The following is a 14713-nucleotide window of genomic DNA, read 5'->3' on the forward strand; positions in this document are numbered from 1 at the left end:
GTCAGTCCTTGGCGTCATAGATGCGCCGCACCAGGAAAACCGGTCGACGCTTGGATTCGATATAGGTGCGGCCCAGGTATTCACCCAACACGCCGATGCCGATCAGTTGCAACCCGCCCAGGAAGGTGACCGCGACCATCAGCGAGGCATAGCCCGGCAGGTCGACCCCGGAAATCAGGGTCCGCAACACGATGAAAATGGCGAACGCAAAGGACACCAGCGAGACGCAAAGCCCCAGGTACGTCCAGATACGCAGCGGTTCGGTGCTGAAGCTGGTGATGCCTTCGAGGGCAAAATTCCACAAGCGCCAGCCATTGAACTTGCTTTCTCCGGCGCTGCGCTCAGGCCTGACGTAGTCCACGTAGGTGGTCCGGAAACCCACCCAGGCAAACAACCCTTTCATGAAGCGACGCGATTCCGGCAGGGTTAGCAAGGCATCGACCACGCAGCGATCCATCAAGCGAAAATCGCCGACATTTTCCGGCAGCTTGTGGTCGGCGATTTTGTTGTGCAGTCGGTAGAAGCCGTTGGCGGACACCTGTTTGGCCCAGGAATCGGAGTCGCGATTGATCCGATGGCCCAACACCACTTCGGCGCCGTTGCGCCAATGGGCGATCATTTCCAGGATCACTTCGGGAGGATCCTGCAGATCGACATCGATCGGCACCACCGCCTGGCCACGGGCGGCTTGCAGGCCGGCACTCAAGGCCGCCTCCTTGCCGAAATTGCGACTCAGGTCGACGATCCGGATACGCGGGTCGGCCTTCTGCCTGTCCAGCAGCAACACCAACGTATCGTCGCCACTGCCGTCGTTGACGAACACCAGCTCCAGGCTCACCAGTGATTCATCGGCAAAGACCTGGTCGATCCGGGCCATGAACAAATCGATGGACTGGGCTTCGTTGAAGACCGGGATGACAAGCGAAAGCGTTAGACGACCTTGTAGATCCACTCCTGGATATTCAGTCACTTGATGGCTCTTTTTCTTATAGTGTTTTCAGTCCCTTCGGGCTTCCGGCCCTAGGCGTCGAAACGTATTAAGCAGGACCAGACAGGGCAACGCAAGGATCCACCCCGAACTTCCAGCCGACCACATGTTCGCAACATGACTTTTTCCATGGAAACGGTCGAATGCCCAATCCGGCAATATTCGATAACCAATGGAAACGATTTTCCCGTAGCCAAAACCACCCACTTGGCTAGGCTTGCAGCCACATGTCCAACGCATGTCTTGACTGAATCAATCGCAGGGAGCGAACCGATGTATTTTGAAATCTATCGACAGACCCGAGGCACCCCGAGCACCGGAAAAGGCCAATGGCGCTGGCGCTTGAGGGCCGGCAACCACGAAACGATCGCCAGTGGCGAATCCTATGTGAACAAGAGTGACTGCCTTCATGTGATCGGGCTGATCAAGAATGCCCAGGGTGAGACGCCGGTAAAAGAGATCTGAACGGCGCTGTAAGAGATTGGCCTGGGCTCAACTCACTGGCTTGTTTGAATCATTGTGGCGAGGGAGCTTGCTCCCGCTGGGCTGCGAAGCAGCCCTTTTTTGTGAGCGCTTCGCACTGGAGCGCCAGCCCGGTCAAGCGGGAGCAAGCTCCCTCGCCACAAGGTTCATCATTTTTCTTGAGAGAACTGCGTTAGGTAGGGTATACGGGACAAAAGCAGGAGGCCCGGCGCAATGACTCGACCCATCCACAACCGCGACTGGCTGGTGCGAGCACCCGAATCGAGGAAAATGGAACGCATCGAGGCTTATTTCAGTGGCCATGGCTACAGCACCCATCGCCATGACACCTACGCCATCGGCATCACGCTTTCGGGCGTGCAGAGCTTCAACTATCGCCACAGCAAACGCCACAGCCAGCCCGGCGGCACCATCGTGCTGCACCCGGACGAGGTACACGATGGCGAAGCCGGGACGCGCGAGGGCTTTCGCTACCGGATGTTCTACATAGAACCGTCGATGATCCAGCACGTACTGGGAGGCAAGCCATTGCCTTTCATCGAAGGTGGATTGTCCAACGACCTTCACCTCAACATCGCGACCCGCCGATTGTTGAACAGCCTGGATCACCCCCTCGACCCGCTGGAGGAAGAGGACGCCATCTACGACGTGGCCCAGGCGCTCGACCTTGCGGCGGGCAATCGGCGTGGACGGCGATTGATCGACTACCCGGCAGCAGAGCGTGCCCGCCTGTTCATTCACGATGCCCTCGACCAGGTGATCACCCTGGACGACCTGGTGCAGGCAAGCGGCAGGGATCGATGGAGCCTGTCCCGGGATTTCCGGGCGCTGTACGGCACCAGCCCCTATCGCTACATCACCCAGCGTCGCTTGCATGAAGCCCGGCGGCTGGCATTCCACGGCACGCCATTGAGCGAAGTGGCCCTGGCCTGTGGTTTTTTCGATCAAAGCCACATGACCCGGCTGCATACCCAGGCCTTTGGCATCTCACCGGCACGCTGGCTGAACATGCTGCGCTAAGGCATCGACTGCGCGCGGCAAAAAGCTGCACGATCATCCAATACGCACGTTGGCTCGAACAATAAAGTAGGACGCACCACCCACCCAGGAGCATGCCTCGATGACCCGCTATTGCCCCATCAACTTCGCTCAGAAATACACCCTGTTCCAGGAACAGTGGACGCCAAAAGTCGTGGCCGAAATGAACGACTACCAATTCAAGCTCGCCCGGCTCGAAGGTGATTTCGTCTGGCACACCCACGCCGACACCGATGAAACCTTCATCGTGCTGGAAGGCGAGCTGCGTATCGACTTTCGCGATGGCGCGGTGACCCTTGGCCCAGGCGAGATGTACGTGGTCAAAAAAGGCGTCGAGCACAAGCCCAGCGCCGCGCAGGAAGTGAAACTGCTGTTGATCGAGCCTCGCGGCGTCATCAATACCGGCGAAGAAACCAATGAGCGAACGGCGGTCAATGATGTGTGGATCTGACTGAGCCAGCCTCAATCGTATTCAGCCTCCTGGTGATCACCCAGTAACCGCCGCTGGCGAGGTGTCGCCGCGGCCAGCACCTCAGGGTTGAACTGCCAGTGCAGATAGGGTGAAAACTTCTGCGCGACCATCCGCCGGCCATAATGCACTTGGACCATGTAGCGGGTGCGGTCGGCGGTGCGGTTGTCGCTGCCGGCGTGCCACAGTTCGCTGCGCAATATCAAGACATCGCCCGCCCGGCACAACACGGGCTGCGCGGTACGCCCCTGCCAGTGCGTTTCGCCCGCCACCGGCGCCCGACCAGCCTTGTGGCTGCCAGGAATCACCTGGGTCGGGCTCAAGTCGGCGTCGATGTCATCCAGGTAAAACTGCGCGGTGAACACCTGCATTGGCAACTCGAAGGCCGGGTCGGCCAACAGCGTGGGCGGCAATTTCATCGCCAGGTAATCCAGGTGCAACGGCGCCCCTTTGAAACCCGGATGGCAGCGCCAGGCCGTCTGGCCGATAACATGACAGTCATCGCCCAGGGCCGCCTCGGCCAGTTCGATCACGCCGGCCACCTCCAGGAACGGCAGCCAGAACGGGTCGCGATTAAACACGCATTTGTAATGATCGATGACGCCGCTGTAGTCCCAATGCTGAGGCTTCAACTGGTCGATGGCATGGCGCAGGTTGGCAATCTGCGCGGCATCCAGTACGGCTGGCATCAGGACGAAACCGTCCTGATGCAACGCTCGCAGACTATCGCTGATGGCCACAGCGCGCCTGCCTCAGGTGCGGAAGCGGCCGACCAGCCCAGCCAGGTTTTGCGACAGAGAGGACAGCTGTCGGCTGGCATGCATGCTCTGGGCGGAATTCGCAGCCGCTTCGTTGGACAAGTCGCGGATATCGGAGATGTTGCGGGCAATCTCTTCGGTGACGCTGCTCTGCTCCTCGCAAGCACTGGCGATCTGCGCAGCCATGTCGTTGATCCGCTGGATCGAACCGCCGGTACCGCTGAGCACCTGGTCGACACCCGCTGCACGTTCGACACTGTCCCGGGCCTTGCTGCTGCCCACATGCATGGCTTGCACAGCCTTGGCGACGCCGCTCTGCAAGCGCTCGATGCGAACCTGAATGTCTTTGGTCGAGTCCTGGGTGCGGGCCGCAAGCGCCCTCACTTCATCGGCCACCACGGCAAAACCACGGCCCTGTTCACCGGCCCGCGCCGCTTCGATGGCAGCGTTCAGCGCCAACAGGTTGGTTTGTTCGGCGATGCCACGGATCACTTCGAGCACGGCGCCGATACTGGACGTTTCCTGGGCCAATGCCTCGATCGTGCCCGAAGCGGTCTCCACTTCCTGGGCCAACTGGCGGATCGACTCGATGGTACTGCTGACCACCTGAGCGCCGTCACGAGACTGGCTGCTCGCCTCCTGCGCGGCGCCCGAGGCGCTCGCCGCGTTATGCGCCACTTCATGCACCGCAGCGCTCATCTGGGTGGCGGCGGTACTGACCTGATCGAGCGCCGCGTGCTCACTGCTGATCAACCGGTCATTCGTCGAGGCCATGTCGGCCATGGCCCGTGCTGCGGAATCAACCTCTCCGGTCACCCGCCCAACCTCGGCGATCAACGGTTGCAACTTGTCGAGAAAACGGTTGAAGGCACTGCCGAGCTGCCCCAATTCATCGGCTGAGCGTACTTCGAGACGCCCTTTCAGATCGCCACCGCCCTCGGCGATCTGCTCGATGCGGTGCAACAAGCGACGCATAGGGCTCAACACCACCAGCGGCAGAACCAGGAGCACCAAGATGCAACCGAGCAGGCCAATGAACAGAATCACGCCCTGTTGCACGCCGACTGCCTCGCCGTTTTCAATCGCAGCGTCGCCTTCGCGATGGGACGCCGCATCTTCCAACTCACCCAGCTTGTCGATGGAATCACGCATGGTTTCAAACAGGCGCTCACTGTCACCAAAACTCAGCGCACTGGCGCCCTGCGGATCGCCTACCGACAGTTCGAGGACCCGCCGCGAAACCTGCATCCATTTACCGAAGCTGTCGTTGAACTGACTGACCAACGCCTGCGCCTCGGCACCGGGCTGCATCGCGGCATATTTCTGCACACGGTCGTAAGCCTGCTTCGCATTCTCGCCATGGCTGGCGCTCAGCGCTTTCAGATGCTCGCTTGCATGACCATCCAGCAGACTGCGCTCGGCTACGAAAGCCTGGTAAAGATCACGATCGGCATTGAGTAACAGGCTGATGGCCGGCAGATAACGTTTGGTCAATTGCGTGCTGGATTCAGTCACTTGACTGATGCCGCGCATGCCCGTCCACCCCATCAGCGCCAGCAACACAGCCAGGAATGCAATCGGGAGAGTGATTTTCCAGCGAAAGCCCAAGTCGGCGAAGAACCGCAGCATGGTGTCACTCCTTACACGGGGGAATACCTGCCTATCGGCAGCCATGCCTTGAGCTATAGACCATTAGTCTGATTGTCACAAAGAAGTGACGAAACGACTTAACCAAAAGTGAGGCGCTTCGTAGGACCTTTCTGAAAACCACATTGATAGCCTTCATCTGGATACAAGCCCGTCGCAAGGGTTCTTCAGCCGCGTTAGGCTTCATAGATCGCCGTAGATAGCACCTCACCGTCAGGATTCAAGAGAATGTTCACTCTGGAAAACTGATATACAATAGATATCACCCTCAGGAAGAAGGTGTACAGGAGCAGGACGCTCCCTAACTTGAGACCACGCTACACATGGAGCACATCATGCCCAGCATCGCTGAAAAATCCGAAAGCTTCCTGCTGCGGTTACGTAAACAGGACACACCGACGGGGGTCAGTCTCTCGACCATCGAGTTACTTATGCGTCAGACCGGCCTGAGTAAAACCGAAATCGCTCACCTCGCACTGCGTCAGCTAGCTGACCGTTATTTACCAAAGTACGAGCTGGATGACGGCCCGTTGACCCAAGAACAAATCGCCGCGATTCGTGCCGCTAGCCCTGCTACGGATATTCCGGAGGAACGCGTAACCAGAAGGCTCTATTAATGACCGTTCCTTTTCGTCCACTGCCTGCACCAGGCGATTTTGTCTGGTGCCATTTTCCAGAGGTTGTCGGGAAACCCGGCCCAAAAGCTCGACCCGGTTTAATAGTCGCTGTTTTTGATGACGACCACGCCGTAAGGATCGCCTATGGAACGACTCAAAAAACCGAGAAGCTTTACCCAGGTGAGTTTGTGTTAGATCCCGCAGATCCTGGTTTTTCTTCAAGCGGGCTGACCCACCGGACAAAGTTCGATTTGAATCATGAAGTCCAGGTTTTATTCGATTCAGATTGGTTTGCACCGAACCAAAGCGTCTATGCCTGCGTCCCCTTGCCGAAGATGGGGAGGCTGGACATCAGTTACTACCCAGCCGTGCAAAAAGCCGCCAAAGCCAAACGTCAGAAATAGTCTTTATCGGCTCGCCGACGCCCAGCGTACCCAAGCGGGCCGGCGTTGGATTGCTGACGACCTGCCGCAAAACTGCGACCGAAACGCCGTGATTATTTAGATCCCAGAATGGGGTGGGGCGCAATAAAAAGGGCGGCGGGACGCAATTGCAGAAGGGGAATTTTCTGACATTTCCAGCCCACATAATTCAGGGAATCTTCTTACGCATCATCTGATTGATGATTTCTACAGAAGGGCTCTATATTCCAATTGTCGTTCGTAAGAGCGGCTTGGGTTTGGCGACCCAATGACAAATGGTAAGAAAAGCCCTCAATCAAACGGAGTTTGAAATGAATAGATACATGGCTCTTACCAACAATGCCGACGATCAACCCCTCTTCGTCGATACCTCTGCGCCTTTGCACATCCTGCTCGACACGGCGGGCTATAGAATTCGCGCGGTCACCCAGCTTCTAGAGAACCTCGCCATGCGAGGAGATATTCCGAGTGAGTCAGTGGTCCTCCAGGACTTTGCACAACTATGCTGCATCTCCTTGAGGGATGGCTGCGACGTGCTCGATGTCATTGCCCGGCGATTGGATGCAGAGCCGGCCTAGCTCAAAGGGCCTCTCACGGGGCCCATTTCGTCGAAACGAGCATGGTTCGATGACACTGAAACCCTCCGGTTTACCCAGACTCGATTAATCACATAAGCTGATCAACGCACCTCGGAGGCTCCGATGGCTACTATAAAAAAGTCGAGAAAGCGCGCAGAAAAGTCACTCACGAAGAGCTGACATTTCTTGACGTTCGACAAGCTGCACGTGATGGTCAGAAAGTGTTCGATAGATTTGTAATCACTGGCAAGCTTCCTATTACAAAGTAGGCTTGGATGCCAGTCGTTAAAACTTCCGCACTTTTTGAAAAAACACGGAACTGGAAAAATATAAATCATCAAGGCGTAAACCAATGAAAATCGGAAGTTTCATTCTCAGCCTCTCGATTTACAGCGTACTTCAAACACTCTCAATCCATGCGCTGGCGGAAAGCAAGCTGTGGGTGACCACTGATCGCACCGCCAGACACACCTGTCCTTCTACCGAGTGTGGAGTAGCAGGCCGTCTAATGTTTAGGGAGGGGGTAGACGTTTTAGAAAGAAAAGGAGATTGGGCCCGTATCACCAAGGCGTACTCAGCATCTTGTGTTGGAGGTAAAAGCGAGTATGTGAAAGACGGGAACAAAGCCTGCACCAGTGCCAACGGCATTAGAGAAGGAAAATTCGCCGAATGGGTCCAAATCAAAGATTTTAGTAAGAATCGTCCTAATGACCCCGCAGAGAACGCAACCGGCGATGATTCCCTCATCAAAGGTTCGGACGACTACAGAATCTACAAGGCCAAATTTTCCCAGGCCGCTCGCCAACTCATAGACGAAGGAACCTGTACGGAAGGAGACTTCATAGAGATGGGAGGGTGGATGGCTTCGAGCAATAGGGGCCCGGGGATGTACTTCACGTATTGCGGCGGTATGTCCCTAAGCAACAAAGTCTACCTAGATGCCAATACGGGGAAAACCAGTCGTTAAAAAGAGCTGGGCCAACCACCACGCGTCTACAAGTCGTATCTCCCGCCCTTCTCCCAAGTCGATAGCTAACCTATCAACCGCATTCACAGAGCATTCTGAGACGGCATCATAGCGAGCCCTTTAGCTCCCCCCTAAACCAAACGCAAGAAACGAAAAAGCCCCTGAAATGTTCAACCATTTCAGGGGCTTAGTCATACACAATTATGGCGGAGAGATAGGGATTTGAACCCTAGGTACTGTCGCCAGTACAACGGATTTCGAATCCGTCCCGTTCGGCCACTCCGGCATCTCTCCAGTGGCGCGCATCATACCAGCACATTTGCCGGAAGCGAACCCCCGGGCGAAATTTTTTCCGTGCTATCAGATGCTTGCGTCGATTACAGCGGTACACCCAGGCGCTGGGCGACTTCTTCGTAGGCTTCGATGACGTCACCGAGGCCTTGGCGGAAGCGGTCCTTGTCCATCTTCTTCTTGGTGTCCTTGTCCCAGAGGCGGCAGCCGTCCGGGCTGAATTCGTCGCCCAGGACGATGGAGCCATCGCTGAACACGCCGAATTCAAGCTTGAAGTCCACCAGCAGCAGGCCAGCGTCGTCGAACAGCTTGGTCAGCACTTCGTTGACCTTGAGGGACAATTCCTTCATGCGCGCCAACTGCTCGGCGGTGCCCCAACCGAATGCCACGACGTGGGATTCGTTGATGAACGGGTCGCCCTTGGCGTCGTCCTTCAGGAACAGCTCGAAGGTGTAAGGGTTGAGCTTCATGCCCTCTTCCACGCCCAGGCGCTTGACCAGGCTGCCGGCGGCGTAGTTACGCACGACGCATTCGACCGGGATCATGTCCAGCTTCTTGACCAGGCATTCGTTGTCGCCCAGCAGCTTGTCGAACTGGGTCGGCACGCCGGCGGCTTCGAGCTTTTGCATGATGAAGGCGTTGAACTTGTTGTTCACCATGCCCTTGCGGTCCAGCTGTTCGATGCGCTTGCCGTCGAACGCCGAGGTGTCGTTACGAAACAGCAGGATCAAGCGGTCAGCGTCGTCGGTCTTGTAAACCGACTTGGCTTTGCCGCGGTAGAGTTCTTCACGTTTTTCCATGATGGGCTCCGCTTGCTAAGTAGTGGGCTAGGCGATATGTCGCCAGTCGAGCCCTGAATCTTGATCGGCCAGTTGCAGCCAGTCCGGGTCGCACCCGAGGGTGTCGACGAAACATTGCCGGGCCAGCTGCGGCAGGTTGTTCTTGCTGCTCAGATGGGCCAGGACCAGGTGTTGCAGGCCTTGCCAGCCCAACTCGGCCACCAGGAACGCTGCCTGGTGGTTGTTCAAATGTCCGTGCTCCCCGCCGACCCGCTGCTTGAGGAAGTACGGGTAGTAACCACGGGCCAGCATGTCACGGCAGTGGTTGGACTCGATCATCAACGCATCGAGGTCCCGGTAACTGTCCATCACCCTGTCGCAATATGATCCCAGGTCGGTGAGCAACCCGAAGCGCCGCTCACCGTCGCTGAACACGTATTGCGTCGGTTCCCGGGCATCGTGCGCCACGCTGACCACGCTGATATCCAGGCCACCGATACGCAGTTGCTCGCCACCGGCCACGAAACCGGCTGGCTCGATGGGCTTGCGCAGGCCTTCCAGCGTGCCACGACTCAGGTACACCGGCAGATTGTAGCGCCGAGACAGCAAACCCACGCCATGCACGTGGTCGGCATGTTCGTGGGTTACGAGTATCGCGCTCAGTTGCGCCGGGTGCACACCCAGGCGCAACAGGCGTTTCTCGGTTTCCCGCAGGGAGAAACCACAATCGACCAGCACATACGTGCCAGCACTGGCGACCAGCGTGCCGTTGCCCTGGCTACCGCTGCCGAGAACGGCAAAACGCATCGGATCAGCCCAGGTTATCCTGAATCACGCTCAATACCTTGCGGGCCACATCGGCCGGTGCCACGGTATTGATGTTTTTCTCGACGGTAACCTGGACGTTGTCGCCGACCTTGCTCAGGCGAACCTGATAACGCTCGGCGCGGGCTTCGACTTCTTCCTTGTCCGGCTTGCTGCCGAACAGGCCACTGAAGAAGCCAGGCTTCTCGTCTTTCCTCTCGGCCTTTTCAGCCAGGTTGATGTAGTACAGGCCCAGGCTGCGGTTGATGTCCTCAACGCGCCACTCACCCTGTTCCAGCGCACGGCCAACGCTCGACCAGGCGCGGTCCAGGTCGGAGCCGACGTTGAGCACCGGGTTGCCGCTGCCGTCTTCGCTCAGGCTGACGCGGCTCGGGGTGTCGTAGTCGCGGGTAGCGAGCATCGACACCGAACCGCCCTGCTCTGCGGTACGGCTCATGCTGGCAAGCATGTCGTCCACCAGTGCAGCGTCGAGGCCGGTATTGACCGAACGGTTGGTGAAGGCCACGTCGGCGGTGCTGCCAGCGGGACGCTCGGCGCTGACCACGTAGATTTCACTGGTGTTGCGCTGCACGCCCGGCTCGATGCGCACCCGCACGCGGGTTTCGCTGTCGGCCGCGACACCGGAGGCGCTCAGGCGCTTGGCCATGGCGGCGGACAGTTCATCGGAGCGCTGCCAGGTGGTGGTGAACTCGCCGGTTTGCGGGCGCTGTTCGTCCAGGCGGAAACCGTTGTCCTGGAAGAACTGGATCGCTACAGGCCAGACTTCGGCCGGTGGATGCTGGCCCATGACCCAGCTAGAATCGCCACTCTTCTGCAGGGTGTAGTCGCTGGCATCGGCCACGGCCGACAGCGGCTGCGGACGTGGGACGATGTATTCGCCCTTGACGCTGTCGTCCGCGACGTTGCGCGGGATCGGCAGCAGCGGATCCAGGCGCTTGGCGACGTTGACGTCTTGCGGCAGTTGCATCGGTGCAGTCTGTTGCGCTTGCAGGTAATCACTACCACGGTCGCGGAAGTAACCCTCCGGCCCCCAGATCCATCCGCAGCCGCTGGTGCTGGAGATAATCAAGGCAAGTGCGGAAAGTCCGGCCATTCGCTTCATGCGTTGTACTTCCTCAATTAAACCAGGACGCCGGACTGGCGCAGGGCCTGCCGCAGCGGTTCGTGACAGGGGGTGCTCAACCAGGTCAGTGGCAGGCGGATGCCATCGTGCATCAAGCCCATTTCGACCAAGGCCCACTTCACCGGAATCGGGTTGGCCTCGATGAACAGGTCCTTGTGCAACGGCATCAGTTTTTCGTTGATGGCCCGTGCGGTCTCGGCGTCGCCCTTGAGCGCGGCCTCGCACAGGTCGGCCATTTCGCGCGGCGCGACGTTGGCAGTGACGGAGATGTTGCCCTTGCCACCCAGCAGGATCAGCTCGACCGCGGTCGGATCATCACCGGACAGCACGATGAAGTCCTTGCCCACGCCATCGAGGATGGCCTTGGCGCGCTTCATGTCGCCGGTGGCTTCCTTGATGCCGATGATGTTCGGCACGGTGGACAGGCGGATCACGGTCTCGGCCTGCATGTCGCAGGAGGTGCGACCGGGAACGTTGTAGAGGATCTGCGGGATGTCGACGGCTTCGGCAATGTGCTTGAAGTGCTGGTACAAGCCTTCCTGGGTCGGCTTGTTGTAGTACGGGACGACCAGCAGGCAGGCGTCGGCACCGGCTTCCTTGGCGTTGCGGGTCAGCTCGACGGCTTCGCGGGTCGAGTTGGCGCCCGTGCCGGCGATGACCGGAATGCGCCCGGCAACCTGCTTGACCACGGCTTTGATCACGGCGATGTGTTCTTCTACATCAAGCGTTGCCGACTCGCCGGTGGTACCGACGGCGACAATGGCATGGGTGCCGTTTTCAAGGTGGAAGTCCACGAGTTTGCTGAGGCTGTCCCAGTCAAGACGCCCGTCTGCATCCATGGGTGTGACCAGAGCCACCATACTGCCCGCAATCATGAAACCGCTCCTGCCGGAAAAAGAGAGCGTAATGGTACTGGCGCCAAGATGCTTGTACAAGCGAACTACCATTCCCCTTGGCGTTGGTTTTCGCTACCCTTCAGGCTTTGATCGGTACCGACAAGCTCATACGCCGGTTTCCAGCCTCCGTTTTCGACGTCACAAGCCCCGATCCCGGGTTTGTCCTGGTGCATTCCTGTTGTCGCGGAATGCAGCACAACCCCGGGCACCAGGCTTGAGCCGTTCGTTTTCCGGGGCCGGGCGTCGTGTCGAGCGGCAAAGGTACCGACCGCTCATCGCTTTAGGAATGCTGCATGTCCACCCCCACAGTCCGCGAACAATTCCTTGTTATCAGTGCCCTCGGCGCCAACCCCATGGAGCTGACTAACGTCCTGTGCCGCGCCAGCCATGAAAATCGCTGCGCCGTCGTGACCTCACGCCTGACCCGTCATGGCGAATGCAGTGCACTCGTGCTCGAGATCTCCGGCAGCTGGGACGCCCTGGCGCGCCTGGAAGGCAGCCTGCCGGTGCTGGCCAAGAAGCATGCCTTTACCGTCAACGTGGTGCGCAGCGCCGCCCTGGAGAACCGTCCCCAGGCCCTGCCCTACGTGGCCTACGTGAGTTCGGCCTACCGTCCGGACATCATCAACGAGCTGTGCCAGTTCTTCATGGACCATCACGTCGAGCTGGAAAACCTGACCTGCGACACCTATCAGGCTCCGCAGACCGGCGGCACCATGCTCAACGCCACGTTCACCGTGACCCTGCCGGCCGGCACCCAGATCAGTTGGCTGCGCGATCAGTTCCTGGACTTCGCCGATGCGATGAACCTGGATGCCCTGATCGAGCCGTGGCGCCCACAAAACCCAATGTAAGGAAGCGTTCATGGCCGTTGCCGTCGACCAGCCGGTTACCGATTTCCAAGCGCCTGCCACCAGCGGGCAGACGATCAGCCTCGCCGCCCTCAAGGGCAAGCAGGTGGTGATCTATTTTTACCCCAAGGACAGCACCCCTGGCTGCACCACCGAAGGCCAGGGTTTTCGCGATCAATATGCACAATTCCAAGCCGCCAACACTGAAGTGTTCGGCGTCTCCCGGGACAGCCTCAAGTCCCACGAGAACTTCAAGTGCAAACAGGAGTTCCCGTTCGAGCTGATCAGCGACAAGGACGAGGCTATCTGCCAATTGTTCGACGTGATCAAGCTGAAAAAGCTCTATGGCAAGGAATACCTGGGCGTTGATCGCAGCACCTTCCTGATCGACAAGGAGGGTGTGCTGCGCCAGGAATGGCGTGGTGTGAAAGTGCCGGGACATGTGGATGCGGTGTTGGCGGCGGCCCAGGCCCTCGACAAGGGCTGATTTTACCTTGGGCCTGTTCAGGCCCTTCGCGAGCAAGCCCGCTCCCACAGGGGGTCTGTGTTGACCAAGTCACCGCAGATCCAATGTGGGAGCGGGCTTGCTCGCGAAGGGGCCATCAGCATCACCTGAATAATCAAGCTACAACAACGGCGCCACCACCGGCTCCTTGCTCGGCCACGCATCCAGCACCGCCTTGAACAGCGTCGCCAGGGGAATCGCAAAGAATACCCCCCAGAACCCCCACAGCCCGCCAAACAGCAGCACTGCGCAGATGATCGCCACCGGGTGCAGGTTCACCGCCTCGGAGAACAGCAGCGGGACCAGCACGTTGCCGTCCAAGGTCTGGATGATCCCGTAGACCGCCATCAGGTAGATGAACTGATCGCTCCAGCCCCATTGGAACAGCGCAATCAAGGCCACCGGCACGGTCACCACCACCGTGCCGACGTAAGGCACCACCACCGAAATGCCCACCAGCAGCGCCAACAGCGCAGCGTAATTGAGCCCCATGGTCACGAAGCCGATGTAAGTCACGCCACCGCAGATAAAAATCTCGATGACTTTTCCGCGAATGTAATTGGCGATCTGCCGGTTCATCTCCTGAGCCACGCGGGTAATCAGCGCCCGCTCGCGCGGCAGGTAGCCACGGACCCAACGCCCGATCATTTCCCGGTCCTTGAGGAAGAAAAACACCAGGATCGGCACCAGCACCAGGTAGATCATGATGTTGACCAGCAGCGGCAGGCTGGACAGCGAAAACGTCAGCGCCCACTGGCCGAACTTGCCAATCTCGCCGCGCACCACTTCGATGGTCTGCAACACTTGCTCATCGGACACCAGGTGCGGATAACGCTCGGGCAGCAGCAACAGCAAGGATTGCCATTTGGCGAGCATGCCTGGCAATTCATTGAACAAGGTCACCAACTGGTGCCAGAGCAACGGCACGATCACCACGAGAAACACCACCAGCACACCCATGAACAGGGCAAACACCAGCCCCACTGCCGCGGTGCCGGGCAGCCGCAGACGCTCCAGCGTCGTGACCAGCCCTTGCATCAGGTACGCCAGCACCATCCCTGCCAGTACCGGCGCCAGCATGCCGCCCAACGTGAGCACGGCGGTAAAGGCCAGGAACAACAGCACTGCCAGGACCACCGCCTCTTCATCGGAGAAGTAGCGCTGAATCCAGTCGCGTAACACTTTGAACATTAAAAATCCTTAAGGACGCAGTCGGTTTTTTCAGGCTTTTTTCAGCCAATAACGGTAGACGCCGTCTACATCTTCTTCACGCAGCAGCGTATGACCGGCCAATCGGGCGAAGGTGCGAAAGTCACGTTGCGAGCCCGCATCCGTGGCGATCACCTTGAGGACACTGCCGCTGGCCAGGCGATTGAGTTCCAGCTTGGCCTTGAGCAACGGCAACGGACAGTTCAGGCCGCTGGCGTCCAGTTCGGCATCGTGGGCTACAGCATCAGTCATGGGTTCGCTCCGCGG

General features: G+C 58.6%; 18 protein-coding genes, 1 tRNA gene and 1 pseudogene. 9 read left to right on the forward strand and 11 right to left on the reverse strand.

What is annotated here, in order from left to right; translation table 11 throughout:
- Position 1 precedes the first annotated feature (1 nt).
- The gene (locus J3P88_RS23020) at positions 2-970 is read right to left on the reverse strand and encodes a glycosyltransferase (RefSeq protein ID WP_186704560.1); all 969 of its coding nucleotides are present in this window, start codon (positions 968-970) and stop codon (positions 2-4) included.
- A gap of 291 nt (positions 971-1261) precedes the next feature.
- On the opposite strand from J3P88_RS23020, the gene J3P88_RS23025 reads away from it, so the two are divergent.
- The 3 genes from J3P88_RS23025 to J3P88_RS23035 all read left to right on the forward strand — a co-directional run bounded on the left by J3P88_RS23025 (position 1262) and on the right by J3P88_RS23035 (position 2960).
- Entirely contained in the window at positions 1262-1453 is a 192-nt protein-coding gene (locus J3P88_RS23025) for a YegP family protein (protein WP_434571813.1), read from the forward strand.
- Between the two features lie 231 nt (positions 1454-1684).
- Positions 1685-2491, forward strand: a complete 807-nt coding sequence (locus J3P88_RS23030; RefSeq protein WP_434571815.1) for an AraC family transcriptional regulator — start codon at positions 1685-1687, stop codon at positions 2489-2491.
- A 100-nt stretch (positions 2492-2591) separates the two neighbouring features.
- On the forward strand, positions 2592-2960 hold the full coding sequence (locus J3P88_RS23035; protein ID WP_186704558.1) for a cupin domain-containing protein: 369 nt from the start codon (positions 2592-2594) through the stop codon (positions 2958-2960).
- 11 nt (positions 2961-2971) lie between these two features.
- On the opposite strand, the gene J3P88_RS23040 is transcribed toward J3P88_RS23035, so the two are convergent.
- From J3P88_RS23040 to J3P88_RS23050, 3 genes and pseudogenes are all read right to left on the reverse strand, one after another.
- The gene (locus J3P88_RS23040) at positions 2972-3667 is read right to left on the reverse strand and encodes a phytanoyl-CoA dioxygenase family protein (protein ID WP_434576594.1); all 696 of its coding nucleotides are present in this window, start codon (positions 3665-3667) and stop codon (positions 2972-2974) included.
- 63 nt (positions 3668-3730) lie between these two features.
- Positions 3731-4519 (reverse strand): methyl-accepting chemotaxis protein, encoded by a 789-nt coding sequence (locus J3P88_RS23045; RefSeq protein WP_434576595.1) that lies wholly within the window; start codon positions 4517-4519, stop codon positions 3731-3733.
- Between the two features lie 117 nt (positions 4520-4636).
- Positions 4637-5410, reverse strand: a pseudogene (locus J3P88_RS23050) (MCP four helix bundle domain-containing protein); the annotation flags it as partial.
- 308 nt (positions 5411-5718) lie between these two features.
- Between J3P88_RS23050 and J3P88_RS23055 the strand changes: the two are divergent.
- The 4 genes from J3P88_RS23055 to J3P88_RS23070 all read left to right on the forward strand — a co-directional run bounded on the left by J3P88_RS23055 (position 5719) and on the right by J3P88_RS23070 (position 7967).
- Positions 5719-6000: a hypothetical protein gene (locus J3P88_RS23055; RefSeq protein ID WP_186636004.1), complete on the forward strand. Its 282-nt coding sequence runs from the start codon at positions 5719-5721 to the stop codon at positions 5998-6000.
- Entirely contained in the window at positions 6000-6404 is a 405-nt protein-coding gene (locus tag J3P88_RS23060) for a hypothetical protein (RefSeq protein ID WP_186643715.1), read from the forward strand. The genes J3P88_RS23055 and J3P88_RS23060 overlap by 1 nt, the downstream gene beginning before the upstream one ends.
- Before the next feature lie 329 nt (positions 6405-6733).
- A complete protein-coding gene (locus J3P88_RS23065) occupies positions 6734-7000 on the forward strand; it encodes a short-chain dehydrogenase (RefSeq protein ID WP_186635998.1) in 267 nt (88 codons plus the stop codon).
- A 352-nt stretch (positions 7001-7352) separates the two neighbouring features.
- Complete coding sequence (locus J3P88_RS23070) at positions 7353-7967, forward strand: hypothetical protein (protein ID WP_186635995.1); 615 nt, start codon at positions 7353-7355, stop codon at positions 7965-7967.
- Between the two features lie 204 nt (positions 7968-8171).
- Here the strand turns inward: J3P88_RS23070 and J3P88_RS23075 are convergent.
- The 5 genes from J3P88_RS23075 to dapA form a co-directional block, all read right to left on the reverse strand.
- Positions 8172-8261 (reverse strand) — tRNA-Ser (locus J3P88_RS23075).
- An 83-nt stretch (positions 8262-8344) separates the two neighbouring features.
- Positions 8345-9058, reverse strand: coding sequence for a phosphoribosylaminoimidazolesuccinocarboxamide synthase (gene purC / locus J3P88_RS23080; protein WP_025212375.1), 714 nt, complete (start codon positions 9056-9058; stop codon positions 8345-8347).
- Between the two features lie 27 nt (positions 9059-9085).
- Complete coding sequence (locus J3P88_RS23085) at positions 9086-9844, reverse strand: MBL fold metallo-hydrolase (protein ID WP_053182735.1); 759 nt, start codon at positions 9842-9844, stop codon at positions 9086-9088.
- 4 nt (positions 9845-9848) lie between these two features.
- Entirely contained in the window at positions 9849-10964 is a 1116-nt protein-coding gene (bamC, locus tag J3P88_RS23090; protein WP_434571819.1) for an outer membrane protein assembly factor BamC, read from the reverse strand.
- A 17-nt stretch (positions 10965-10981) separates the two neighbouring features.
- On the reverse strand, positions 10982-11860 hold the full coding sequence (gene dapA / locus J3P88_RS23095) for a 4-hydroxy-tetrahydrodipicolinate synthase (protein WP_186704552.1): 879 nt from the start codon (positions 11858-11860) through the stop codon (positions 10982-10984).
- A gap of 314 nt (positions 11861-12174) precedes the next feature.
- Between dapA and J3P88_RS23100 the strand changes: the two genes are divergently transcribed.
- Positions 12175-12735: a glycine cleavage system protein R gene (locus J3P88_RS23100; RefSeq protein WP_003184325.1), complete on the forward strand. Its 561-nt coding sequence runs from the start codon at positions 12175-12177 to the stop codon at positions 12733-12735.
- A gap of 10 nt (positions 12736-12745) precedes the next feature.
- Positions 12746-13219: a peroxiredoxin gene (locus tag J3P88_RS23105; protein WP_186704551.1), complete on the forward strand. Its 474-nt coding sequence runs from the start codon at positions 12746-12748 to the stop codon at positions 13217-13219.
- Between the two features lie 138 nt (positions 13220-13357).
- Here the strand turns inward: J3P88_RS23105 and J3P88_RS23110 are convergent, their stop codons facing one another.
- Both J3P88_RS23110 and J3P88_RS23115 read right to left on the reverse strand, forming a co-directional pair.
- On the reverse strand, positions 13358-14428 hold the full coding sequence (locus J3P88_RS23110) for an AI-2E family transporter (protein ID WP_186704550.1): 1071 nt from the start codon (positions 14426-14428) through the stop codon (positions 13358-13360).
- A gap of 30 nt (positions 14429-14458) precedes the next feature.
- Complete coding sequence (locus tag J3P88_RS23115) at positions 14459-14698, reverse strand: sulfurtransferase TusA family protein (protein ID WP_434571822.1); 240 nt, start codon at positions 14696-14698, stop codon at positions 14459-14461.
- Between the last annotated feature and the right edge of the window lie 15 nt (positions 14699-14713).

The organism is Pseudomonas sp. Z3-6 (assembly GCF_051131985.1).
Lineage (GTDB): Bacteria > Pseudomonadota > Gammaproteobacteria > Pseudomonadales > Pseudomonadaceae > Aquipseudomonas > Aquipseudomonas zanjanensis.